This is a genomic window from Micromonospora sp. NBC_01392, from assembly GCF_045040125.1.
GTDB lineage: Bacteria > Actinomycetota > Actinomycetes > Mycobacteriales > Micromonosporaceae > Micromonospora.
Genome location: NZ_CP109549.1, coordinates 3,419,901 through 3,442,263, shown reverse-complemented (window position 1 = coordinate 3,442,263; position 22,363 = coordinate 3,419,901). Strand labels below are relative to the sequence as shown.

The 22,363-nt window shown below is 72.9% G+C and carries 22 protein-coding genes; 10 read left to right on the top strand and 12 right to left on the bottom strand.

Features of this window, described 5'->3' with window-relative positions; all coding sequences use genetic code 11:
* Positions 1-85 precede the first annotated feature (85 nt).
* Both OG767_RS15415 and OG767_RS15410 read left to right on the top strand, forming a co-directional pair.
* A complete protein-coding gene (locus OG767_RS15415) occupies positions 86-271 on the top strand; it encodes a hypothetical protein (protein ID WP_405094027.1) in 186 nt (61 codons plus the stop codon).
* Positions 261-1,430, top strand: a complete 1,170-nt coding sequence (locus OG767_RS15410) for a helix-turn-helix domain-containing protein (RefSeq protein WP_405094026.1) — start codon at positions 261-263, stop codon at positions 1,428-1,430. Before OG767_RS15415 ends, OG767_RS15410 begins: the two co-directional genes overlap by 11 nt.
* Positions 1,431-1,530: 100 nt before the next feature.
* Here OG767_RS15410 and metH read toward each other — a convergent pair whose 3' ends face one another.
* Positions 1,531-5,034 carry a methionine synthase gene (gene metH, locus OG767_RS15405; protein WP_405094226.1) on the bottom strand — a complete coding sequence of 1,168 codons (3,504 nt, stop codon included), beginning with the start codon at positions 5,032-5,034 and terminating at the stop codon, positions 1,531-1,533.
* A 252-nt stretch (positions 5,035-5,286) separates the two neighbouring features.
* Between metH and OG767_RS15400 the strand changes: the two genes are divergently transcribed.
* Positions 5,287-6,156 (top strand): PAC2 family protein, encoded by an 870-nt coding sequence (locus OG767_RS15400; protein ID WP_030504102.1) that lies wholly within the window; start codon positions 5,287-5,289, stop codon positions 6,154-6,156.
* 113 nt (positions 6,157-6,269) lie between these two features.
* Complete coding sequence (locus OG767_RS15395; RefSeq protein ID WP_281940721.1) at positions 6,270-7,061, top strand: GntR family transcriptional regulator; 792 nt, start codon at positions 6,270-6,272, stop codon at positions 7,059-7,061.
* A 65-nt stretch (positions 7,062-7,126) separates the two neighbouring features.
* Here the strand turns inward: OG767_RS15395 and mshC are convergent, their stop codons facing one another.
* The 4 genes from mshC to OG767_RS15375 all read right to left on the bottom strand — a co-directional run bounded on the left by mshC (position 7,127) and on the right by OG767_RS15375 (position 10,648).
* Positions 7,127-8,365, bottom strand: a complete 1,239-nt coding sequence (gene mshC / locus OG767_RS15390) for a cysteine--1-D-myo-inosityl 2-amino-2-deoxy-alpha-D-glucopyranoside ligase (protein WP_405094025.1) — start codon at positions 8,363-8,365, stop codon at positions 7,127-7,129.
* 67 nt (positions 8,366-8,432) lie between these two features.
* On the bottom strand, positions 8,433-9,251 hold the full coding sequence (locus OG767_RS15385) for an SCO1664 family protein (protein ID WP_405094024.1): 819 nt from the start codon (positions 9,249-9,251) through the stop codon (positions 8,433-8,435).
* Positions 9,248-9,838, bottom strand: a complete 591-nt coding sequence (locus OG767_RS15380; RefSeq protein ID WP_405094023.1) for a DUF3090 domain-containing protein — start codon at positions 9,836-9,838, stop codon at positions 9,248-9,250. Before OG767_RS15380 ends, OG767_RS15385 begins: the two co-directional genes overlap by 4 nt.
* A 96-nt stretch (positions 9,839-9,934) precedes the next feature.
* On the bottom strand, positions 9,935-10,648 hold the full coding sequence (locus tag OG767_RS15375; RefSeq protein ID WP_405094022.1) for a histidine phosphatase family protein: 714 nt from the start codon (positions 10,646-10,648) through the stop codon (positions 9,935-9,937).
* A gap of 410 nt (positions 10,649-11,058) precedes the next feature.
* Here OG767_RS15375 and OG767_RS15370 point away from each other — a divergent pair, with 410 nt between their 5' ends.
* Positions 11,059-11,640, top strand: coding sequence for a hypothetical protein (locus OG767_RS15370; RefSeq protein ID WP_405094021.1), 582 nt, complete (start codon positions 11,059-11,061; stop codon positions 11,638-11,640).
* 57 nt (positions 11,641-11,697) lie between these two features.
* Here OG767_RS15370 and OG767_RS15365 read toward each other — a convergent pair whose 3' ends face one another.
* Together OG767_RS15365 and OG767_RS15360 are read right to left on the bottom strand one after the other, a co-directional pair.
* Positions 11,698-12,534, bottom strand: coding sequence for an undecaprenyl-diphosphate phosphatase (locus OG767_RS15365; protein WP_107155559.1), 837 nt, complete (start codon positions 12,532-12,534; stop codon positions 11,698-11,700).
* Positions 12,531-13,583 (bottom strand): LLM class F420-dependent oxidoreductase, encoded by a 1,053-nt coding sequence (locus OG767_RS15360; RefSeq protein WP_396774447.1) that lies wholly within the window; start codon positions 13,581-13,583, stop codon positions 12,531-12,533. The genes OG767_RS15365 and OG767_RS15360 overlap by 4 nt, the downstream gene beginning before the upstream one ends.
* Positions 13,584-13,745: 162 nt before the next feature.
* On the opposite strand from OG767_RS15360, the gene OG767_RS15355 reads away from it, so the two are divergent.
* The gene (locus tag OG767_RS15355; RefSeq protein WP_107155557.1) at positions 13,746-14,717 is read left to right on the top strand and encodes an aldo/keto reductase; all 972 of its coding nucleotides are present in this window, start codon (positions 13,746-13,748) and stop codon (positions 14,715-14,717) included.
* Between the two features lie 82 nt (positions 14,718-14,799).
* Positions 14,800-14,991 carry a DUF5703 family protein gene (locus OG767_RS15350; protein ID WP_107155556.1) on the top strand — a complete coding sequence of 64 codons (192 nt, stop codon included), beginning with the start codon at positions 14,800-14,802 and terminating at the stop codon, positions 14,989-14,991.
* A 54-nt stretch (positions 14,992-15,045) separates the two neighbouring features.
* Here the strand turns inward: OG767_RS15350 and OG767_RS15345 are convergent, their stop codons facing one another.
* A complete protein-coding gene (locus tag OG767_RS15345) occupies positions 15,046-15,699 on the bottom strand; it encodes a hypothetical protein (protein ID WP_405094020.1) in 654 nt (217 codons plus the stop codon).
* A gap of 61 nt (positions 15,700-15,760) precedes the next feature.
* Positions 15,761-17,080 carry a M20/M25/M40 family metallo-hydrolase gene (locus tag OG767_RS15340; protein ID WP_405094019.1) on the bottom strand — a complete coding sequence of 440 codons (1,320 nt, stop codon included), beginning with the start codon at positions 17,078-17,080 and terminating at the stop codon, positions 15,761-15,763.
* A 132-nt stretch (positions 17,081-17,212) separates the two neighbouring features.
* On the opposite strand from OG767_RS15340, the gene OG767_RS15335 reads away from it, so the two are divergent.
* Genes OG767_RS15335 through OG767_RS15325 form a run of 3 tightly spaced genes read left to right on the top strand, consistent with a single transcriptional unit; the run spans position 17,213 to position 19,123 of the window.
* Positions 17,213-17,830 carry a hemerythrin domain-containing protein gene (locus OG767_RS15335; protein ID WP_405094018.1) on the top strand — a complete coding sequence of 206 codons (618 nt, stop codon included), beginning with the start codon at positions 17,213-17,215 and terminating at the stop codon, positions 17,828-17,830.
* Positions 17,831-17,879: 49 nt separating this feature from the next.
* Entirely contained in the window at positions 17,880-18,866 is a 987-nt protein-coding gene (locus OG767_RS15330) for a LysR substrate-binding domain-containing protein (protein WP_405094017.1), read from the top strand.
* A gap of 20 nt (positions 18,867-18,886) precedes the next feature.
* Entirely contained in the window at positions 18,887-19,123 is a 237-nt protein-coding gene (locus tag OG767_RS15325) for a hypothetical protein (RefSeq protein ID WP_405094016.1), read from the top strand.
* A gap of 52 nt (positions 19,124-19,175) precedes the next feature.
* On the opposite strand, the gene OG767_RS15320 is transcribed toward OG767_RS15325, so the two are convergent.
* Genes OG767_RS15320 through OG767_RS15310 form a run of 3 tightly spaced genes read right to left on the bottom strand, consistent with a single transcriptional unit; the run spans position 19,176 to position 22,282 of the window.
* Positions 19,176-19,526, bottom strand: coding sequence for a DUF3140 domain-containing protein (locus tag OG767_RS15320; RefSeq protein ID WP_405094225.1), 351 nt, complete (start codon positions 19,524-19,526; stop codon positions 19,176-19,178).
* Entirely contained in the window at positions 19,526-19,699 is a 174-nt protein-coding gene (locus OG767_RS15315; protein ID WP_281940697.1) for a hypothetical protein, read from the bottom strand. Before OG767_RS15315 ends, OG767_RS15320 begins: the two co-directional genes overlap by 1 nt.
* A gap of 30 nt (positions 19,700-19,729) precedes the next feature.
* Positions 19,730-22,282 carry an ATP-dependent Clp protease ATP-binding subunit gene (locus tag OG767_RS15310; RefSeq protein ID WP_405094015.1) on the bottom strand — a complete coding sequence of 851 codons (2,553 nt, stop codon included), beginning with the start codon at positions 22,280-22,282 and terminating at the stop codon, positions 19,730-19,732.
* Positions 22,283-22,363 lie beyond the last annotated feature (81 nt).

Below are 22,363 nucleotides of genomic sequence, written 5' to 3'. Positions count from 1 at the left end.
GTGAAGTCGTCGCTACAGCCCGACAGATTCTGATGTCCGACACGGCTGCCAGCGGGCCGCCGTTCTCAGGGCCCAGGAGCAGTCGATGGAACGTTCGAGAAGAAGACCCCGGCGTGACCACAGTGCGGAGGTGGACCGGGGCGAGCAGATCCAGGCTGCCGAGCGGGAGGCCGCCAGGCGGCGGCTACTTGTGCAGGCCGAGGCGGATCGCGTACCGGTCGAGGAGACGACCCGCGCGGTGCCGGATCGACGGTGGCGCCGTGACGACTGACGCTCTGCCGATCGGCCGGCGGGTAGCGCACTGGCGCAGCCGGCGGAAGATGTCCCAGCAGATGTTCGCCGATCGCCTCGGCAAGTCCAAAAGCTGGGTGGACAAGGTCGAACGCGGCGTCCGTTCCCTCGACCGGGTGTCCACTCTTTACGACGTCGCCAGCGTGCTGCGCATCGACGCCGCCGTGTTACTCGGCCGCGCCGACTCGCCAGCCGACACGATCCACAGGCCCGCAGGCGTGAACCGGATCGCCGCAGCACTGTCGACGTACGACGTAGCCCTCGGCCAGCCGGCCGGACGACCGATGGTGCCCGCCGACCGGATGGCCCGCACGGTCGAACACGCCTGGACGACGTTTCAGCACGCGCGCTACCCGCAGGTGACCGCGCTTCTCCCCGAGTTGCTGGTTCAGGCGCAGCACACCTACGCGGATGAACCCGGACCCGGCCGCTCACCGCTGATGCAGGCATATCGGGTGACCGCCTCGCTGCTGACCAAGCTCGGTGCCGGTGAGCTGGCCTGGCTCGCCGCCGACCGGGCCATGGGAGTCGCCGCCGGCGACCGGGAGATGACCACGATCGCCGCCATACAGGTCAGTCAGGCGCTACGAGTGTGCGATCGGAGCCGTGCCGCCATGTCGACTGCGCTGCGCGCCGCGTACCGCGCTCCGGACGATGCGTCGCTGCGCGGAGCCTTGCTGATTCAGGCCGCGCTGGCAGCGGCCCGGCGCGGGGACGACCGGAAGGTGGCAGAACTGCTCACCGAGGCCGATGCCCTCGCCGACCGGGTGGGCGACGGTCACGACCACTTCCGGACCGGCTTCGGGCCGACAACCGTCATGCTGGCTCGGGCACACGCGGCCCTCGACCTGGGAGCCGGCCATGACGCGGTCGCCTGGCACGAGAAGGCCAGCACCCGTGACGGCTGGCGGTGGCTGGCCACTGAGCACCGCGCCGGCCATCTCGTGCAGGCCGCCCGGGCGTACCTTCAGATCGGCCAACCGGACGGCGCGGGCCGTGCCCTGGCCGACGCCGCCCACCTCGCACCGGACGAACTACGTCACCGGCCACACGCCCGCGCGGTGCTCTCGGAGGTGGTCCGGAGTTCCCACGCCCCCGTCACCGTCATCCAACTCGCCGCGATGCTCGGCGTGACCTGACCACCGCTTGATCCACACCGGCTCGGGGAGATGGTGATATGCGGGCGACGGTGATACCGCCACCTCGACGATGTGGAGTGGATCAAGCGCCGAGATCGGGCTACTTGGCGTTGAAGTAGTTCGCCTCCGGGTGGTGCACCACGATCGCGTCGGTGGCCTGCTCCGGCACGAGCTGGAACTCCTCCGACAACTGCACGCCGATCCGCTCCGCGCCGAGCAACTGCACCACCTTCGCCCGGTCCTCCAGGTCCGGGCAGGCCGGATAGCCGAACGCGTACCGGCAGCCGCGGTAGTCGTTGCGCAGCAGGCCGGCCAGGTCGGCCGGGTCGTCGTCAGCGACCGTGCCACCGCCCGGCAGCACCAGCTCCGACCGGACACGCCGGTGCCAGTATTCGGCGAGCGCCTCGGTGAGCTGCACCGACAGGCCGTGCACCTCCAGGTAGTCGCGGTACTCGTTCGCGGCGAACATCTTCGCCGTGTACTCGCTGATCGGCTGCCCGACGGTGACCAGCTGCAACGCCACCACGTCCAACTGGTCGCCCTTCGGGCGGAAGAAGTCCGCCAGGCACAGCCGACGCTCCTGCCGCTGCCGGGGGAAGGAGAACCGGGCCCGCTCGCTGTGCCCGTTCTCGTCCAGCACCACCAGGTCGTTGCCCTCGGCGTACGCCGGGAAGTAGCCGTACACCACGGCCGCCTCCAACACCTGGTCGGCGATCAGCCGATCCAGCCAGTATCGCAAGCGGGGCCGACCCTCGGTCTCCACCAGTTCCTCGTACGTCGGGCCCGTGCCGCCCCGGGCGCCGCGCAGCCCCCACTGCCCCAGGAACGTGGCCCGCTCGTCGAGCAGCGCCGCGTAGTCGGCCAGCGGCAGACCCTTGACCACCCGGGTGCCGAGGAACGGCGGCGTGGGCACCGCCACCTGCACCGCCACGTCCGAGCGGACCGAGGCGTCGTCCAGCTCCGGCAGCGCCTCACGCACCTGCGCGCGCTGCCGCTCCCGACGCTCCCGGCGGGCCGCCAGCGCGGCCTCCCGCTCCGGGTCCACCACCGGCGCGCCGCCCCGCTTGGCCGTCATCACCCGGTCCATCAGGGACAGACCCTCGAACGCGTCCCGGGCGTAGTGCACCTGCCCCGGGTAGATCGACCGCAGGTCGTCCTCGACGTACGCCCGGGTCAGCGCCGCCCCGCCGAGCAGCACCGGCCAGCGCTCGGCGACGCCGCGCGACGCCATCTCGGCCAGGTTCTCCTTCATGATGACCGTGCTCTTGACCAGCAGCCCGGACATGCCGATGGCGTCGGCCCGGTGCTCCTCGGCCGCGTCGAGGATCGCGTTGATCGGCTGCTTGATGCCGATGTTGACCACGTCGTAGCCGTTGTTGGACAGGATGATGTCGACGAGATTCTTACCGATGTCGTGCACGTCGCCCTTGACGGTGGCGAGCACGATCCGGCCCTTGCCGTCGTCGTCGGCCTTCTCCATGTGCGGCTCCAGGTAGGCCACCGCGGTCTTCATCACCTCGGCGGACTGGAGCACGAACGGCAACTGCATCTGCCCCGAGCCGAACAGCTCGCCGACCACCTTCATACCGTCGAGCAGCAGGTCGTTGATGATGGACAGCGGCGTGCGCCCCTCGGCCATCGCGGTGTCCAGGTCGGCCTCCAGGCCGTTGCGCTCGCCGTCGATGATCCGCCGCTTGAGCCGTTCCTCCAGCGGCAGCGCGGCCAGTTCCTCGGCCCGGGTGGCGCGCGCCGACGCGGCGTCGACGCCCTCGAACGCCTCGATGAACCGCTGCACCGGGTCGTAGCCCTCGCGGCGGCGGTCGTAGACCAGGTCCAGCGCCACCTCACGCTGCTCGTCCGGGATCCGCGACATCGGCAGGATCTTGCTGGCGTGCACGATGGCCGAACTCAGACCGGCCTGGACGCACTCGTGCAGGAACACCGAGTTGAGCACCTGCCGGGCCGCCGGGTTGAGCCCGAACGAGACGTTCGAGATGCCGGCGGTGAAGTTCACCCCCGGGTAGCGGGCGACGATCTCCCGGATCGCCTCGATCGTCTCGATGCCGTCGCGGCGCGTCTCCTCCTGCCCGGTGGCGATCGGGAACGTCAGCGCGTCGATGAGGATGTCCTCCCGGCGCATCCCCCAGCGGTCGGTCAGGTCGTCGATCAGCCGGCTGGCCACCCGGACCTTCCACTCCCGGGTACGCGCCTGGCCCTCCTCGTCGATGAGCAGCGCCACGACGGCGGCGCCGTGCTCCTTCACCACCGGCATGACCCGCGCGTAGCGGGAGTCGGGGCCGTCGCCGTCCTCGAAGTTGACGGAGTTGACCACGCACCGGCCGCCGAGCATCTCCAGCCCCGCCTCGATCACCGCCGGCTCGGTGGAGTCCAGCACGATCGGCAGCGTGGACGCGGTGGCGAACCGGCCGGCCAGCTCCCGCATGTCCTGCGTGCCGTCCCGGCCGACGTAGTCGACGCAGAGGTCGAGCAGGTGGGAACCATCGCGGGCCTGGTTGCGGGCGATCTCCACGCAGGCCTGCCAGTCGGCGGCGAGCATCGCCTCGCGGAACGCCTTCGAGCCGTTGGCGTTGGTCCGCTCCCCCACCATCAGGACGCTGGCGTCCTGGGCGAACGGCACGTGGTGGTAGATCGAGGAGACACCCGCCTCCGGCTCCGGCGCCCGGACCGAGGGGCGCCGCCCGCCGAGCCGCTCCACCAGCACCCGGATGTGCTCCGGCGTGGTGCCGCAGCAGCCGCCGATCAGGCCCACGCCGTAGTCGTCGACGAACTGCTCCAGCGCGTCGGCCATCTCCTCGGGGCCGAGCGGGAAGTACGCCCCGTCGGCGGTCAGCACCGGCAGGCCGGCGTTCGGCATGACGGACACCGGGATGCGCGAGTGCCGGGACAGGTAGCGCAGGTGCTCGCCCATCTCGGCCGGGCCGGTGGAGCAGTTGAGGCCGATCAGGTCGACGCCGAGCGGCTCGATCGCGGTGAGCGCCGCGCCGATCTCGCTGCCCAGCAGCATGGTGCCGGTGGTCTCCACGGCCACCTGGCAGATGATCGGCACGTCCCGGCCGGCGGCGTCGCGGGCCCGCTTCGAGCCGACCACCGCTGCCTTGACCTGGAGCAGGTCCTGACAGGTCTCGATGATCAACGCGTCGGCCCCGCCGGCGATCAGGCCGGCGGCGTTCTCCTGGTACGCGTCGCGCAGCGAGGCGTAGCTGGCGTGCCCCAGCGTGGGCAGCTTGGTGCCGGGGCCCATCGAGCCGAGCACGAACCGGGGCCGCTCCGGCGTCGTGTACGCGTCGGCGGCCTCACGGGCGATCCGCGCGGCGGCCTCGGACAACTCCCGGATGCGCTCGGCGATGCCGTACTCGGCGAGGTTCGGCAGGTTCGCGCCGAACGTGTTGGTCTCCACGCAGTCCGCGCCGGCCGCCAGGTACGCCTCGTGCACGCCACGGACCACGTCCGGTCGGGTGACGTTGAGGATCTCGTTGCAGCCCTCAAGGCCGTCGAAGTCGTCGATGGTGAGGTCGGCGGCCTGGAGCATCGTCCCCATGGCCCCGTCGGCGATGAGGATCCGGTCCGCCAGAAGGTCGCGCAACGAAGTAGCCACCCGGTCAGGTTAGTGCGCCGAGCGACGCCACGGTCACTCCCATCACGCCATCCCACATAATGTCGGCCGGATCACCGCGTACCTTTCATCCGGTTCGGCCGAGTGGTCCGGCCGGGTGACCGGCGCGGCCGACGGGCCGGCTCCGGCGGCGACACGTAGGCTGGCGGACGTGAAGGACATCAGGGACGCGACCGTGCGACAGGGCGGCACCGCTCCCGACGAGCAGGGTGAGGTGACGGCGTGACCGAGTTCGACGGGCTGCCGGTTCTGCGCTCACCGGTCGCGATCGCGGCCTTCGAGGGCTGGAACGACGCCGCGGACGCCTCCACCGCCGCCGTGGAGCACCTCGAACAGGTCTGGCAGGCCCGGCAGGTGACCGAGTTGGACCCGGAGGACTTCTACGACTTCCAGGTGAGCCGGCCGACCATCACCATGGCCGACGGGGAGACCCGCCGGGTCGAGTGGCCCACCACCCGGTTCATGGTGGCCAGCCCGGAGGGCACCGAGCGGGACGTGGTCCTGATCCGCGGCATCGAGCCGAGCATGCGCTGGCGCACGTTCTGCGAACAGGTGCTGGAGATCTGCCACAGCCTGGAGGTCGAGCGGGTGGTGCTGCTCGGCGCGTTGCTGGCCGACGTGCCGTACACCCGGCCGCTGCCGATCAGCGGCAGCGCGTCCGACGCCGACGCGGCCAAGCGCTATCAGCTCACCCCCACCCGCTACGACGGGCCGACCGGCATCGTCGGGGTGTTGCACGACGCGTGCACCCGGGCCGAGGTCGACGCGGTGTCGTTCTGGGTGCACGTGCCGCACTACGCCAACAACCCGCCCTGCCCGAAGGCGACGCTGGCGCTGCTGCACCGCGTCGAGGAGGTGCTCGACCTGCCGGTGCCGATGGCCGACCTGGCCGAGGAGGCCGCCGAGTGGGAGCAGCGGGTGCGCAGCGCCGCCGAGCAGGACGCCGAGCTCGGTGAGTACGTGCGTGAGCTGGAGGAACGCGTCGGCGACGCGGGCATCACGCCGTTGACCGGGGACGAGATCGCGCAGGAGTTCGAGAAGTACCTGCGCCGTCGGGGCGGTTCCGCCGGGCCCACCGCGGGTTCCTGGTAGCTGGTTCGTTCGAAGGCCGGGTCCCCGTGGGCCCGGCCTTTTCGTGTGTTCGGGGTGGCGGCGTCACGTCCGGTAGGGCATCCTAGGAACCTAGCTGTTCTGAGGAGGCGGACATGCAGATCAACCCCGGCGCGGCCGAGTTCCCGCACCGGCAGATCGCCGCGCAGCTCAAGGACCGGGTGCGGCGCGGCGACTGGGCGCCGGGCGAGCGACTGCCGTCCATCCCGGCCATCGCGGAGCTGTTCGGCGTGGCCAAGCAGACCGTCCAGCGCGCCGTCGACCAGCTCCGGGTCGAGGGCATCCTGATCACCAAACCGGGCTCCGGCACGTACGTCCGGGGCACCCGCCGCCGACTCAACCGACTGGCCCGGGGCCGGTACGGCGGCTTCCGCGGCTACCACACCGACCTGGCCGCCCGGTACCGCCAGCAGCTCGTCTCCGTCGGTCGCGCCGCCGCCCCGCCGGAGGTCGCCGACGCGTTCGGCGTCGCCGACGGCACCGAGCTGCTCTGCCGGCGGCACCTGGTCCGCACCGAGGACTCCCCGGTCGAGGTCGGCGCGTCCTGGTTCCTGCCCGCCGACACCGCCGGCAGCTCACTGGAACGGGCCGAGGCGTTCGGCCGGCCGCTCTACCAGGAGGCCGAGGAGGCCACCGGCCGCCGCTACGTCACCGCGACGGACACCATCAGCGCCCGCCAGCCCAGCCGGGAGGAGGCGGAGATCCTCCAGATCCGCCCGGACACGCCGGTGCTGCACCTGCTGCACGTCGCGTACGACGAGCGGCGCAAACCGATCGAGGTCGCCCAGGCCACCTGGCCGGGCCCGATGACCACGCTCACCGAGGAGTACAAGATCCCCGCCCCGGCCCCCGACCCCAGCCCCGACCCGGGCCTCGTCCTCGGCTGATCCGCCCGATGGGGTGGTGAGAAGGGGCCCTGTCTATACCGGAGGCGTTAACAGGGGGCCCCTCCTTACACGCGGATGCCGAGGAGGGCGTCGAGCGCGTCGGCGAACAGGGCGGGGGCGGACGGGTCGTCGGGGGCGCCGGCCAGCGTCTGGGCGGCCCAGGTGTCGGCTGCGGCCAGTGCGCCCGGGGTGTCGAGGTCGTCGGCGAGGCGGGCGCGTAGCTCGGTCAGGAACGCCTCGCCCGACGGGCCGGACGGCGCGGCGGCGGCCCGCCGCCAGCGGTCCAGCCGCTCGTGCGCCTCGACGAGCAGCTCGTCGGTCCAGGACCGGTCGGTGCGGTAGTGGCCGGCGAGCAGGGCCAGCCGCACCGCCATCGGGTCGACCCGGTCGGCGCGCAGCCGGGACACGAAGACCAGGTTGCCCTTGGACTTCGACATCTTCTCACCGTCCAGGCCGATCATGCCGGCGTGCACGTAGTGGTCGGCGAACGGCGCCGCGCCGGTCAGCCGCTCGGCGTGCGCCGCGGAGCACTCGTGGTGCGGGAAGATCAGGTCGTTGCCGCCGCCCTGCACGGAGATCCGGTCGCCGAGCAGGTTCAGCGCGATGACGGCGCACTCGATGTGCCAGCCGGGACGGCCGGGGCCGAGGTCGCCGCCGGGCCAGGACGGCTCGCCCTCGCGGGCGCCGCGCCACAGCAGCGGGTCGAGCGGGTCCCGCTTGCCGGCGCGGTCCGGGTCGCCGCCACGCTCCGGGAAGATCTCCCGCATCTGCGCCCGGGACAGGTTGGACTCGTAGCCGAACGTGCCGGTGGCGGAGATGTCGAAGTAGACGTCGCCGGTGCCGTCGTCGAGCCGGTAGGCCGCGCCGTCCTTGAGCAGCACGAGCACCCGGTCGGCGATGTCCGGGATCGACTCGACCGCGCCGACGTAGTGCGCCGGCGGGATGATGCGCAACGACTCCATGTCCTCGCGGAACAGCGCCGTCTCCCGCATGGCCAGGACCTTCCAGTCCTCGCCGTCGCGCTCGGCGCGCTCCAGCAGCGGGTCGTCGATGTCGGTGACGTTCTGCACGTACCGCACGGTCAGGCCGGCGTCGCGCCACATCCGCTGCACCAGATCGAACGTGATCATGGTGGCGGCGTGCCCGAGGTGGGTGGCGTCGTACGGGGTGATGCCACAGACGTACAGCGTGGCGACGCCGTCGGGCCGGGAGGGGTGGACGCCCTGCCGCGCCGAGTCGTACAACCTCAGCGGCACGCCTTCACCGGGCAGCCGTGGCACCTCGTGTCCCGTCCAAGACTCCATGACCGCCAGCCTAACGATCCGTCAGGCGCTCGGGTGCCACCCCTCGGGTGATCAACACGACACCGGTTCACATCGGCGGCCAGGGCATGGCCGGCCACTCCTCCGGCGGCAGCGGGAACCGGCCGTCGGCCCGCAGGCGCTCCACCCGGGCCGCGACCGCCGCGACCTCGCCGAGCGTGAGGTGCTCGGCCAGCTCCTCGCCGAGCGCGCCGGCGAGCCGGCCGGCCAGCGCGTCGAGCATCTCCACCGCGTCCGGCGGGAGCAGGCGGCCCGCCCAGCCCCAGAGCACCGTGCGCAGCTTCTCCTCGACGTGGAAGCTGACGCCGTGGTCCACGCCGTAGATGCGGTCGTCGGCGCCGACGAGCACGTGCCCGCCCTTGCGGTCGGCGTTGTTGATCACCGCGTCGAGCACGGCCAGCCGGGCCAGCCGCGGGTCGTCGGCGTGCGCCAGCGCGTAGGCCGCCCCGTCGTCGTCACGGGCCGCGGCGATCGGGAACCAGCGCGGCGGCACCGACCCGGCCGGGACGAAGCCGACAAGCGGCTCGGCGTCCGCCGGCTCGTCGATCCAGAGCTGGCAGGAGCCGGGACCGAACGGGCCGTCGCGCAGCACGGTCGGCGGCACCAGGTCCCACCCGGTGGCCCGGGAGACCAGGTAGGCGGCCACCTCCCGGCCGGCGAGCGTGCCGTCCGGAAAATCCCAGAGCGGGCGCTCGCCACGGACCGGCTTGTAGACACAGTGCGCGGTGGTCTCGCCGAGCGCGACCGCGCCGCGCAGCGTGGCGTTGGAGGCGTCGACCAGCCGCCCCTCCAGGGTCAGCTCGCCGTCGGTCAGCAGCCGCAGCGCCTGCGCGGCGTCCTGTCGGGGTTGCAGCTCCGACGAGGTCACCGGTGATAGCCGTTGTGCCGGGGGCAGAGGTGACCGGCCGGGTCGAGCGGCTGGCCGCAGAGCGGGCAGGGCGGCCGGCCGGCGTTGACCACCCGCTTGGCGCGCTCGATGAACTCGCGGGTCGCCTCGGGGGTCAGCCGCACCCGGAGCCGGTCGAGGTCGTCGTCGGGCTCGTCCGGCTCCTCGTCGATCTCGACCTCGTCGGTCTCCGCGTCGCCCAGCTCGACCTCGGCCTCCGCCTCGCCCACGGCGATCGCCTCGATCACCACGGTGGCGGTGTCCACGTCGAACGCCAGGCCGAGCGTGCCGACCCGGAACTCCTCGTCGACCGGGGTGTCGAGCGGTTCGTTGTCGCCCAGCACCACCGGAGCGGCCTCCGGCAGCTTCACCCCGAACCGGCGTTGCGCCTCGGAGAGCAACTCCTCCAGCTTCTCGGCGAGCAGCGACACCTGGACCTTCTCCAGCGCGACGCTGACCAGCCGGCCGCCGCCACGCGCCTGGAGGAAGAAGGTGCGCTCCCCAGGCGGGCCGACCGTTCCGGCGACGAACCGCTCCGGCGGCTCGAACGCATGCACCTGGTGCGTCATACCCACGACCCTATCCGGAGCGCGGAAGCACCGCGCAGCCCACCGACGCCGAATCCGCCCAGAGCGCAACACGCCGGGCCGCCGCGGCCGGCCGGCTCACCGCGCCGCCCCCGCGCCGCCGCCCACCGCCGCGTCCGACTCGGTCGCCCGCACCGCCCGCCGGCGCCGCTTGCGCGGCGGCGGGACCAGCGTCGACAGGTCGCCGCCGGTGTCGTTGAGCCGCACCAGGAACGGCCGCAGCGGCGTGTAGCGGATCGCCGTGACCGACGCCGGGTCGGCCACGATCCGCTGAAAGAGATCCAGGTGTACGCCGAGCGCGTCGGCCACGATCGCCTTGATCACGTCGCCGTGGCTGCACGCCAGCCAGACCGCCTCGGGCCCGTGCTCCGCCGTGACGCGCGCGTCCCACGCCCGCACCGCCGCGACCGCCCGCGCGGACATCGCCGCCATCGACTCGCCCTCCGGGAAGGCGGCGGCGCTGGGATGCTGCTGCACCACCGGCCAGAGCGGCTCCTTCGCCAGCTTCTTCAGCGCCTGCCCCTCCCAGGCGCCGTAGCCGCACTCGATCAGGCCCTCCTCGACCACCGGCTCGACGCCGGGCAACGCCAGGTCGAGGGTCTGCCGGCAGCGGATCAGCGGGCTGCTCACCACCGCCGCGAGCGGCAACCCGGCGAGGCGCCCGCCGACGGCCGCGGCCTGGGCCCGGCCGGTGTCGTCCAGCTCGACCGGTTGCCGACCGGCCAGGCCGCCGTCGGCGTTCGCGGAGGTCCGGCCGTGTCGCAAGAGCAGAAGGGTCGCCACGCTGACCACCCTAGGCCGTACCCACCCCCGACAGCCGACCCACCACCGCCCCACCCACCCGACGTCGCCGCCACGGTGATCATGAGGTTGACGGTGACGAAACGGACACCGCGCGCCGCCAACTTCATGGTCACCGGGGCGGACGGGCCGTTTGGGGTGGGTGTCCGGTTCGGGGGTGGTGGGTGACACCCGCCGGGCGGAATCGGCGGGGGGTGGGCGGCGTTGTAACCGGGTGAACGGCCGCGCAGCTGTCCCGCCCCCGGGCAGACCCCGGGAATGACGGTGGGGCGCCGGTCGTTGCACCCGGTTCGGCAGCCACGACGAGGCCCCCGCCCCGTGGCCCGGCCGGATCCCCCGAGACGAGCGCCTGACGGTGCCACGCACCCCACCCGGTGCGTCGACCCCCGAACGGAGCCCCCATGAACACCATGCTGCGCAAGAGCATCCTCGGTATCGCCGGTCTGACCGTCGCCGGTGGCCTGGCCGCCGGCCCGCTGAACCACCAGGACACCACGCCCACCCCGCGCGAGAGCGCCGTGGCCGTGCAGACGAAGCTCGACACCGCCGCGCTCATCCCGCACGGCGTGCAGGGCGCCCAGTCCCGCATCGACCTCGACGACGAGCAGACCGCCAACGTCAAGGCGATCATCGCCGCCACCAAGAAGGCCGGCATGGACGAGCGCGCCGCGGTCGTCTCCATCGCCACCGCCCTGCAGGAGTCGAAGCTGGAGAACCTCGGCCACCTCGGCGACCGCAACGACCACGACTCGCAGGGCCTGTTCCAGCAGCGCCCGTCCTCCGGGTGGGGCACGGTCGAGCAGATCACCGACCCCGAGTACGCCACCCTGGCCTTCCTCAAGGGCCTCAAGCAGGTCGACGGCTGGCAGGACATGCCGCTGACCCAGGCCGCACAGACCGTCCAGGTCAGCGCCTACCCCGACCACTACGCGCAGTGGGAGCAGCAGGCCGCCGACCTCGTCGCCGAGCACTGGAACAGCTGACACCGCGAAGGCCGGCACCCCGGGCGGGGTGCCGGCCTTCGGCGTGTCCGGACCGGATCAGGTGGCGCTGATCGTGCCGGTGAGCAGCAGGCAGAGCACCAGCGTGCCAAGCGCCACCCGGTAGATCACGAACAGGTAGAGCGTGTGGTGCGCGACATAGCGCAGCAGCCAGGCGATGGCCGCGTACCCGATGGCGAACGCGATCAGCGTGGCCACCACCATCTGGGCCACGCTCGGCGCAGCGGTGCCCGGCGCGGACGGCTCGAAGACGTCCGGCAGGCTGAACACGCCGGAGATCACCACGGCGGGAATGGCCAGCAGGAACGAGTAGCGGGCCGCGGTCTCCCGGGTGAGGTTGAGGAACAGGCCGACGGTCAGCGTGCCACCGGACCGGGAGACGCCGGGGATGAGCGCCATCGCCTGCCCCAGCCCCATCGCCACGCCGTCACGCATCCGGAAGTTCTCCAGCGTGCGGGTCTGCCGCCCCCAGTACTCGGCGAACGCGAGCACCAGGGCGAAGAAGATCAACGTGAAGGAGATGAGGTAGAGGTTGCGGCCGGCGGTGCGGATCTGGTCCTTGAAGAGCAGCCCGAGGATCCCGATCGGGATCGTGCCGACGATGACGTACCAGCCCATCCGGTAGTCGAGGCTGGAGCGCACCGAACGGTCCACCAGGCCCAGGCACCAGGTCCGGACGATCCGCCAGATGTCCTTGAAGAAGTAGATCAGCACCGCGGCCTCGGTGCCGAGCTGGGTCACCGCGGTGAACGACGCGCCCGCGTCGCGGCCGAAGAAGATCGCCGAGGTGATCCGCAGGTGGCCGGAGGACGACACCGGCAGGAACTCCGTCAGCCCCTGGACGACGCCCAGGACGATGGCCTCGATCCAGGTCACTCGCCGACCCCGGACAGGTCGAGGGCCTCGGCGACGGTACGCAGCGTCTGCACGCCGCTGTCCCGGTCGGCCACGAACAGCGTCACCGACAGCGTGGTCACGCCGGCGGCGGCGTACTCCCGCATCCGCTCGGCGATGCGCTCCTTCGGGCCGAGCAGCGACGTCCGGTCGATGAACTCCATCGGCACCGCGGCGGCGGCGTCGCGCTGCCGCTTGGCCAGGTAGAGATCCTGCACCTCGCGGGCCGCGTCGCCGTAGCCCATCCGGGTGGCGAGCTGGTTGTAGAAGTTCTGCTTCCGGCTGCCCATCCCGCCCACGTAGAGCGCGGCGTACCAGCGGACCAGCTCGGCGCAGGTGGCGACGTCGTCGCCGACCACCACCGGCACGGACGGCACCACGTCGAAGCCGGCCAGCTCCTTGCCGGCGGCGGCCCGCCCGGCCCGGACCGAGGCGAGCTGCTCCTCGGCGAACTCCGGGGCGTAGAAGACGGCCAGCCAGCCGTCGGCGATCTCGCCGGCCAGCTCCAGGTTCTTCGGGCCGACCGCGGCCAGGTAGATCGGGATGTGCGCGCGCGGCGGATGGAAGCCCAGCCGCAGCGCCTTGCCCGGCCCGTCCGGCAGCGGCAGCGTGTAGTGCTCGCCGTCGTAGGCGACCTCCTTGCGGGCCACCGCGAGCTTGACGATGTCGACGTACTCCCGGGTGCGGGCCAGCGGCTTGGCGAACCGCACGCCGTGCCAGCCCTCGGAGACCTGCGGGCCGGAGACGCCCAGGCCGAGCCGGAACCGGCCGCCGGAGAGCGCGTCGATGGTGGTCGCGGTCATCGCGGTCATCGCCGGGGTGCGGGCCGGGATCTGCATGACCGCGGAGCCCAGGTCGATCCGCTCCGTCTGCCCGGCCATCCAGGCCAGCATGCTCGGCGAGTCGGAGCCGTACGCCTCCGCGGCCCACACCACCGAGTAGCCGAGGCGGTCCGCCTCCTGGGCGAGCGCCAGGTGGTCGGCGGGCGTGCTCCACGCCGTCTGGTATCCGAGGCTGAGCCCGAGTCGCATGATCCTCCCACCGTCCGCACCACAGGTCGCATCAGGTTACGCAATGCCGGTGGGGCCACCGACGACCGGCTCGCCCGAACACGTCACACCCGCCAGCGGTCGCGCGGGAAGTTGACTGCGGCGAGGATATCCGTGACGCCGGCTTCGAAATAAGGTTCACGCATGCAACAGCGACCGCTCGGCCGAAGCGGGCTGGCGGTTTCGCGGCTCGCGCTCGGCACCATGACCTGGGGACGGGACACCGACGCCGACGACGCGGCCGCCCAGCTGAAGAGCTACCTCGACGCGGGCGGCAACCTCGTCGACACCGCCGACGTGTTCGCCGACGGCGACGCCGAGTCGGTGATCGGCTCCCTGCTGGGCAGCCTGGTGGACCGCGACGAGCTGCTCATCGCCACCAAGGCGGGGCTGCGGCCGGGCAGCGGCCGACGCCGGGACGGCTCGCGCGGGCACCTGCTGCGCACGCTCGACGCGTCGCTGCGCCGGCTCGGCACCGACCACGTGGACCTGTGGCAGGCGCACGGGTACGACCCGGACACGCCGCTGGAGGAGACGCTCGCCGCGCTGGACCACGCGGTGTCCAGCGGCCGGGCCCGGTACGTCGGTGTGTCGAACTTCTCCGGCTGGCAGACCGCCCGGGCCGCCGCCTGGCAGGCCGCCTGGCCGGGGCGCGCCCCGGTGGTCGCCGCCCAGGTGGAGTACTCACTCCTGGAGCGCGGCATCGAGCGCGAGGTGCTGCCGGCCTGCGCCGAGATGGGGCTGGGCGTGCTGCCCTGGTCGCCGCTGGGCCGGGGGGTGCTCACCGGCAAGTACCGCAACGGCCGCCCGGCGGACTCGCGGGCGGTGTCGCCGCACTTCGACCGGTTCGTCGGCAGGTACCTGGAGCCCCGCTGCTCCAGCATCGTGGAGGCGGTGGCGATCGCCGCCGGCGGGCTCGGCGTGTCGCCGCTGGAGGTGGCGCTGGCCTGGATCCGGGACCGGCCGGGCGTGACCGCGCCGATCCTCGGCGCGCGCACGGTCGGGCAGCTCCTCGGCGCGCTCCAGGTGGAACGGATGACGCTGCCGGACGAGATCGTCACGGCGTTGGACGACGTCTCCGCGGTGCCGATCGGGTATCCGGAGCGGGACGGCTGACCGGTCGCCGGCGGCGGCGGGGGCGACCGGGGTCACCGTCCGGGGGTGGCGGAGCGCCGCCGGGCTGGGCAGCATGGATGCCATGGACTACGAGTACGCGCCGCTGCGGTTGCCTTCGAATGTCGATCGGTTGACCGCCGCGGCGCAACTGGCGATCCAGGCGGAGTTCTCCGGTTGGGAGTTGGCCCGGGTGCGGCTCTACCGGGACGGCACCCGGCAGGTGATGCTGCGACGCCGGGTGGTGAACAAGCCGCAGCCCGGCCTGTCGTACTGAGCCGGGCCGCCCCCGGGGCCGCGCCGTGCGGTGCGGCCCCGGGGCGAGCACGGCCTAGTGGGCGTGGTCGTGCTCCTCGTCGACCTCCAGGAACGGGTGCTCGTCGAGCCGGCCGACCAGCCGGTCGTCGACGGCCGGCTGGAACGGGCCGACCGGGTCGTCGTCGTCGAACGACTCCAGGTCGACCGGGGTGCCGACCTCGCTGACCATGACCACGCCGTCGAGCGGCTCCAGTTCCGGCACGTCGAGCGCGGACAGCGAGCCGTCGCCGCTCTGCAACAGCTCCAGCACCGCCTCGCCGACGCCCTCGACCGGCGCCGGCTCGTCCTCCTCCGGGGTGCCCTCCCGGCGGGCCGCCTCGGCGACCCGGAGCAGCGCCGCGACGCTGGGGACCCGGTAGTCGCGGCGCTGCCGCACCGAGATCACCCGGGGGTGCGGGTCGGTGGGCTCGCCGCCCTCGACCGCGCCGAAGCGCTCGTCGGCCTCGTCCGGGTCGATCGACTCGACGTCCCAGGGCGTCACCTCGCCGAACGCGTCGAGCAACCGCTCGTCGTAGGCGAAGGAGGCGTTGTTCAACGCGACGTACGCCTGCCAGACGGCGTCGTCGTCGATCCGGCCCTGGGCGGCCCGGACGGCGGCCAGGTGGGCGCGGGCCGCGTCGATCACCCGCTCGAGGGCGGCGTCCAGCTCACCGTGCTGGTCGGTCATGTGAGGCAGTCCCTTCGCGATGGGGGCAGGTTCCGCGCCGACGGCGCCGCGGCGGGCGCGGTCAGCAGTTGCGGAGGAAGCGGTCGAGAACCCGCACGCCGAACTGTAGTCCGTCCAGCGGAACCCGCTCGTCGATGCCGTGGAACAGGCCGGAGAAATTGAGGTCGGCCGGCAGCCGCAGCGGCGCGAACCCGAAGCAGCGGATGCCGAGTTGGGAGAACGCCTTGGCGTCGGTGCCGCCGGAGAGCATGTACGGCACCGGGTGGGCGCCCGGGTCCTCGGCGCGCAGCGCGGCGGACATCTGCGCCACCAGGTCCCCGTCGAACGTGGTCTCCAGGGCCGGCTGGCGCTGCACGTACTCGATCGCGATGTCCGGCCCGACCAGCTCCCGCAGCTGCCGTTCCAGCTCCTCGCTCTGCCCGGGCAGGCTGCGGCAGTCGATGGTGGCGGTGGCCCGGCCGGGGATGACGTTGTCCTTGTAGCCGGCGGCCAGCCGGGTCGGGTTGGCGGTGTTGCGGATCGTCGCGCCGATGATGTTCGCGATCGGGCCGAGCTTGGCGATCGCGGTCTCCGGGTCGTCCGGGTCGATCTCGATGCCGAGCACGTCGGAGACCTCGGCCAGGAACGCGCGTACGGTGTCGGTCATCACCACCGGGAAGCGGTGCCGGCCGATCCGGGCGACCGCCTCGGCGAGCGCGGTCACCGCGTTGTCGTCGTGCATCATCGAGCCGTGGCCGGGCCGCCCCCGGGCGTGCAGGCGCAGCCAGTCGATGCCCTTCTCGGCGGTCTCGATCAGGTAGAGCCGGCGCTGCTCGTCGACCGAGTAGGAGAAGCCGCCCACCTCGCCGATCGCCTCGGTGCAGCCGTCGAACAGGCCCCGGTGGCGCTGGGCCAGGAAGTGCGCGCCGTAGTCGCTGCCGGCCTCCTCGTCGGCGGTGAGGGCGAGCACGATGTCGCGGCGGGGACGGACGCCGGCGCGCTGCCAGTCGCGCACCACGGCCAGCACCATGGCGTCGAAGTCCTTCATGTCGATCGCGCCGCGGCCCCACAGGTAGCCGTCGCGGATCTCGCCGGAGAACGGGTGCACCGACCACTCGTCGGGGTCGGCGGGCACCACGTCGAGGTGGCCGTGCACCAGCAGCGCGTCCCGGCCGGGCTCGGTGCCGGGGATGCGGGCGACCAGGTTGGCCCGCCCGGGCGCCGACTCGTGGATCTCGGCGGCCACGCCGACCTCGGCGAGCTTCTCCGCGACGTACTCCGCCGCGCGCCGCTCCCCCACGCTGGTGTCGTTGTCCCCGGTGTTGGTGGTGTCGATGCGCAGCAGGTCCCGGCAGAGGTCCACGACCTCGTCGGTGGGCTCGGGTGAGGCGGAGGTCGTCATCGCTTCCTTATACCAGTCGGACCGGTCGCGGCGGCCGGCGCGGTGCGGCCCGGTTTCGCCCGACGCGCGGCAGGGTAACGCCGAACATCGATTCCGGCCACCACGATTCCGGCCACCCACGAGGAGGGCACCATGACCGTCCCCCTGCCGCCGCTCCCACCCGCCGCCGACGACCGGTACCGGCCGGGTGGGCGGAGCCTGGCCGACCTCGTGGACGCCGAGCACCGCACGCTGCTCGACCTGGCCGACCGGGTGACCGACGCCGGGCTGGACCCGGCCGACCGCGCTCGGGTGCTGGACGTGCTGACCGCCGCGGTGTCGCGGCACCTCTCCGCCGAGGAGCAGTACCTCTTCCCCGCCGCCCGGGCCGCGGTGCCGGAGAGCGCCGAGCTGGTCACCCGGGAGATCGAGGCCGACGCCGCGCTGCTGACCGCGTTGAAGGGGCTGTCCGGTCCGGACGACGCGGCGCTGGCCGACGTGGCGGAGCGGGTCCGCCGGCACGTCAGCCGGGTGGCCGCGCTGGTCACGCCGCTGCGCGAGGTGGCCAGCGACGCCGAGTTGATCCGGTTGGGCAACCGGTGGGAGATCGCGGAGGAGGCGGCGCCCACCCGGCCGCACCCGGGCACCCCGGCCACGCCGCCGTGGAACAAGATCGTCGAGCCGGCGGTGGGGGTGCTGGACAAGGTGCGCGACGCGGTCAGCGGACGGCGGACCCGCCTGGCCGACCTGGAGCCCCGCCGGGAGGCCTGAGCCGATCCGCCCCTTCCCGGACACCCGTTCGTGGTCCTACCGTCACCGTATGAATCTGGAGCTGCGACACCTGCGGGTGGTCTGCGCGATCGCCGAGACGGGGAGCGTCACCAAGGCGGCGTCCCTGCTCGGGTTGGCCCAGCCGGCGCTGACCGCCCAGCTCCAGCGGATCGAGCGGGTCCTCGGCGGGCCGCTGTTCGAACGGGACCGCCGGGGCGCCCGGCCCACCGCGCTGGGTGAGCTGGTGCTGGACCGGGCCCGGGTGCTGCTGCCGGCGATGAAGGGCCTGCAGGACGAGGCGGCCCGGCTGGCGGGCGCGGGCGACCCGCTGCGCCGCTACCGGTTCGGCGGGGTGAACAGCCCGATCCTGGGCCGGCTGGTGCACCGGCTCGCCGCCGAGCGCTCCGACGCGCAGATCTCCACGTACGCGTCGTGGTCGGTGGACGAGCTGGCCCAGTTGGTGGCCGGCGGTCGGCTCGACTTCGCCCTGGCCGGGGTGTGCGGGGACGCCACGCCGTCGCCGGTGTTCGGGTTGAGCTGGCGGGAGGTGGCTGTCGACCCGGTCTTCGTGCTGCTGCCGCAGACCCATCCGCTGGCCGCCCGCGACGAGATCGACCTGCTCGACCTGCGCCGGGAGCAGTGGGTGGCCGCGCCGGGCGACGGCTGCTTCGGCGACTGCTTCGCCGCCGCGTGCGCGCGCGCCGGCTTCACCCCCCGCAAGGTGTACGAGGCGGACGTGCGGGCCGCGCTGGACCTGGTGGACGCGGGCACCGCGGTGGCGCTGTGCCAGGCTACCTTCCGTCCGGTGGCGGGGCTGGTGACCCGCCGGCTGGCCGGGGTGCCGCTGCGCTGGCGGCTGCTGTTCGGCTGGCATCCGGAGGCGCCGGCCGCGGTGGTGGCCGAGCCGGTGCTGGAGCAGGCGGTGGCGGCGTACACCGACGCGCTGGCCAACCATCCGGACTATCTGGGCTGGCTGTTGGGCCATCCGGACTTCGGCGTGCAGCCCACCGGCACGGGTGGGGTGCGAACCGCCTGAACGCGGGTATCACCGGCGGCATGACTGATCTGTATCCGGCCGCCGACCAGCGGGAACTGCTGCGTCAGGCGGCCGCCGCGCACACCGCCGCCGCCGCCGACGTCGAGGCGTTCCTGCGCCGGCTGCCCGAGGTGCCGGACCCGGCGGACGTCACCGAGTACGCCACCCTGCTCAGCCGGGAGGAGCGGGCGCGGACGGACCGGCAGGCCGCGGCCGACGCCGCCGGCCTGGAGCTGCCCAGCATGGAGTCCGAGTAGGCCGTAGCCGGTCGGCCCGGGCGGGGTGTCCGCCCGGGCATCCAGCGACGGGTCAGCGTTCCACCAGCACGTCGTGACCGAGGTCGAGCAGCGCGTGCCGCCACTCGTCGTCGGCGGCGCCCCGGTCCGGCCGGTCGGCGGCGAGTTCCCGGATCCGGGTGATCGCCTCGCGCATCACCGCGATGTCCTCCGGAGTCAGGTCCACCTTGCGCTTGCGCAGCACGGCGAGGATCTGCCGGCCGGGTTCGGGCAGGTCCAGGTCGGGGTCCGGGCCGAACGCCTCCTCCCCCGACCCGCGGGTCAGCAGCCACTGCCGTAGCTGTTCGGAGGGAACGTTCACCTCGGCGTGGAAGTCGTCCCAGATGATCTCGACCTCGGGGTCGAGTCGCGCCTCGCGTACCATCACGCCTCCTCTCCCGGCGGCGGCCCGGACGGTTCCGGCTCGCCCTCGCCGCTCGGTGTCTGCGGGGTCAGTCCCTCCGGTGGCACCCGGACCCGGGACGGGTTCGCCGTCGGCGGCGCCTCGATCGGTTCACCGGCCGCGGCGTCCTCCCGGGTCTCCTCGGGTTCGGTCATGTCCGCCCTCCGATCCTTGCGCCCGTCCCCTCACCGGGGATGGGAGGTGGTGGCGGCCGAGTAGCCGCGCTCACCGGCGGACACGTCGAGGACGAGCTGGTCGTCGCGGGCGTCGACGGTGACCTTCTGCCCCGGCGAGATCTCGTTCTCCAGCAGCATCCGGGACAGCCGGTTGTCGAGTTCGCGCTGGATCACCCGGCGCAGCGGGCGGGCCCCGAACTCCGGCTGGTAGCCGTGCTCGGCGAGCCAGTCGACGCCGGCGGTGCTGATCTCGACCTGGATGTCCTGGGCGTGCAGCCGGCGGCGGGTCTCCTCCAGCAGCAGGCCGGTGATCTCCCGGAGCTGCTCGGCCTCCAGCCGCTGGAAGATGATCACCTCGTCGATCCGGTTGAGGAACTCCGGGCGGAAGTTCTCCTGGAGCCGGCGCATCAGCCGGTCCCGCAGCTCGGTGGACTCCTGCTCGCCCGGCTCGCCGGTGGCGAACCCGACCGTGCGCTGGGTGCCGGTGATCAGCTCGGAACCGAGGTTGCTGGTCATGATCAGGACGGTGTTCTTGAAGTTCACGGTCCGGCCCTGGCTGTCGGTGAGCCGGCCGTCGTCGAGCACCTGGAGCAGGATGTTGAACACATCGGGGTGCGCCTTCTCGATCTCGTCGAGCAGCACCACCGCGTACGGGCGGCGGCGGACCGCCTCGGTGAGCTGGCCGGCCTCCTCGTAGCCGACGTAGCCGGGCGGGGCGCCGACCAGCCGGCTGACGGTGTGCCGCTCCTGGAACTCGCTCATGTCCACCCGGACCATCCGGTCCGCCTCGCCGAACAGCGCCTCGGCGAGCGCGCGGGCCAGCTCGGTCTTGCCGACGCCGGTGGGGCCGAGGAACAGGAAGCTGCCCATCGGCCGGTTCGGGTCGGCCAGCCCGGTACGCGAGCGCCGGACCGCCTCGGCGACCGCGCCGACCGCGTCGTCCTGCCCGATCACCTTCTGGTGCAGGTGCCCCTCCAGGCGCAGCAGCCGGTCGCGTTCCTCCTCGGTGAGCTGGGTGACCGGGATGCCGGTGGCCCGGGACACCACCTCGGCGATCTCCTTCGGACCGACCTCCGGCACGTGGTTGGGCCCCTCGTCGCCGCGGGCGCGACGGATCTGGTCCTCCAGCTCGGCGAGCCTGTCGCGCAGCGAGGAGGCGCGTTCGTACTGCTCGTCGGAGACGGCCTGCTCCTTGTTCCGGCGTACCTCGTCGAGCTGTTGTTCCAGGTCGCGCACGTCGGAGGCGGGGGTGCGGGTGCGCAGCCGGACCCGGGCGCCGGCCTGGTCGATCAGGTCGATCGCCTTGTCCGGCAGGAACCGGTCGGTGACGTACCGGTCGGAGAGTTCGGCGGCGGCGACCAGCGCCTCGTCGGTGAAGCGGACCTGGTGGTGCGCCTCGTAGCGGTCGCGCAGGCCGCGCAGGATGGCGACGGTGTTCTCGACGTCCGGCTCGGGCACCAGCACCGGCTGGAAGCGGCGGGCCAGGGCGGCGTCCTTCTCGATGGTGCGCCGGTACTCGTCGAGCGTGGTCGCGCCGATCACCCGCAGCTCGCCGCGGGCGAGCGCCGGCTTGAGCATGTTGGACGCGTCCATCCCGCCCTCGCTGCCGGCGCCGCCGGCCCCGACCAGCGTGTGGATCTCGTCCAGGAAGATGATCAGCTCCTCCCGGTGGGCCCGGATCTCGTCGATCACCTTCTTCAGGCGTTCCTCGAAGTCGCCCCGGTAGCGGGTGCCGGCGACCAGGCCGGAGAGGTCGAGCTGGATGACCCGCTTGCCGATCAGGGTCTGCGGCACGTCGCCGTCACAGATCCGCTCCGCGAGGCCCTCCACGATGGCGGTCTTGCCGACGCCGGCCTCACCGATCAGCACCGGGTTGTTCTTGGTGCGCCGGGACAGGATCTCCACCGCCTGCTCGATCTCGTCGGCCCGGCCGATCACCGGGTCGATCTGGTCCATCCGGGCCAGCTCGGTGAGGTCCTGGCCGTACTGGTCGAGGGTGGGCGTGCCGCGGTCCGGGCGCGGGCCGCCGGCGGCGCCGCGCTCGGCGCTGGCCGCCTGCAACGACTCCGGCTGGATCCGGCCGGCGGCCAGCATCCGGCCGGCCGGCGACTCCGGGTTGAGCGGCAACGCCATCAGGATGTGCTCGGGGCCGATGTAGTTCGCCCCCATGGCGCGGGAGAGCTGGTGGGCGTCGAGCAGCGCCCGTTTCGCGGCCGGGGTGAGCGACAGGTTCGGCGGCACCTCGCCGCCGGGCGCGCCCCCCTCGGCGCGTCCGCCCAGCGCGTTGACCAGCGCGTCCGGGTCGGCGCCGGCGCGGCGGACCAGGTCCCGCAGCGGCTCACGCTGCAACGCGGCCCAGAGCAGGTGGTCGGTGTCCAGGTCGTTGCTGTGCTTCTGGGCAGCCCGCCGGGCCGCGTCGGCCAGCATCTCCCGGGCGTCGGCGGTCATCAGGCGGGTGATGTCCACCCGGTGGGCCGGCCGGCGACCGCCCTCGCCCCGACCGAAGTACCGGGCCAGGAACTCGTCCCACGGGTCGTTGCCGAAGTCGCCGGGTCCCATCATGTTTCGTCCTCCGCAGTCGGTCGGCACGACCGGGACGCGGCACGCGCGGCACGGTCGGCGGTGGCTACCCGGCGGTGTGCG

Excerpts from the sequence above, each read along its gene's own strand:
- OG767_RS15395 (WP_281940721.1), top strand. The coding sequence starts at position 6,270 with ATGCAGATCAACCCCGGCGCGGCCGAGTTCCCGCACCGGCAGATCGCC.
- OG767_RS15370 (WP_405094021.1), top strand. The coding sequence starts at position 11,059 with ATGAACACCATGCTGCGCAAGAGCATCCTCGGTATCGCCGGTCTGACC.
- OG767_RS15325 (WP_405094016.1), top strand. The coding sequence starts at position 18,887 with ATGACTGATCTGTATCCGGCCGCCGACCAGCGGGAACTGCTGCGTCAG.
- OG767_RS15380 (WP_405094023.1), bottom strand. The coding sequence starts at position 9,838 with ATGACGCACCAGGTGCATGCGTTCGAGCCGCCGGAGCGGTTCGTCGCC.
- OG767_RS15315 (WP_281940697.1), bottom strand. The coding sequence starts at position 19,699 with ATGACCGAACCCGAGGAGACCCGGGAGGACGCCGCGGCCGGTGAACCG.
- OG767_RS15415 (WP_405094027.1), top strand. The coding sequence starts at position 86 with ATGGAACGTTCGAGAAGAAGACCCCGGCGTGACCACAGTGCGGAGGTG.
- OG767_RS15355 (WP_107155557.1), top strand. The coding sequence starts at position 13,746 with ATGCAACAGCGACCGCTCGGCCGAAGCGGGCTGGCGGTTTCGCGGCTC.
- OG767_RS15360 (WP_396774447.1), bottom strand. The coding sequence starts at position 13,583 with ATGCGACTCGGGCTCAGCCTCGGATACCAGACGGCGTGGAGCACGCCC.
- OG767_RS15330 (WP_405094017.1), top strand. The coding sequence starts at position 17,880 with ATGAATCTGGAGCTGCGACACCTGCGGGTGGTCTGCGCGATCGCCGAG.
- mshC (WP_405094025.1), bottom strand. The coding sequence starts at position 8,365 with ATGGAGTCTTGGACGGGACACGAGGTGCCACGGCTGCCCGGTGAAGGC.
- OG767_RS15310 (WP_405094015.1), bottom strand. The coding sequence starts at position 22,282 with ATGATGGGACCCGGCGACTTCGGCAACGACCCGTGGGACGAGTTCCTG.
- OG767_RS15350 (WP_107155556.1), top strand. The coding sequence starts at position 14,800 with ATGGACTACGAGTACGCGCCGCTGCGGTTGCCTTCGAATGTCGATCGG.
- OG767_RS15345 (WP_405094020.1), bottom strand. The coding sequence starts at position 15,699 with ATGACCGACCAGCACGGTGAGCTGGACGCCGCCCTCGAGCGGGTGATC.
- OG767_RS15335 (WP_405094018.1), top strand. The coding sequence starts at position 17,213 with ATGACCGTCCCCCTGCCGCCGCTCCCACCCGCCGCCGACGACCGGTAC.
- OG767_RS15320 (WP_405094225.1), bottom strand. The coding sequence starts at position 19,526 with ATGGTACGCGAGGCGCGACTCGACCCCGAGGTCGAGATCATCTGGGAC.
- OG767_RS15340 (WP_405094019.1), bottom strand. The coding sequence starts at position 17,080 with ATGACGACCTCCGCCTCACCCGAGCCCACCGACGAGGTCGTGGACCTC.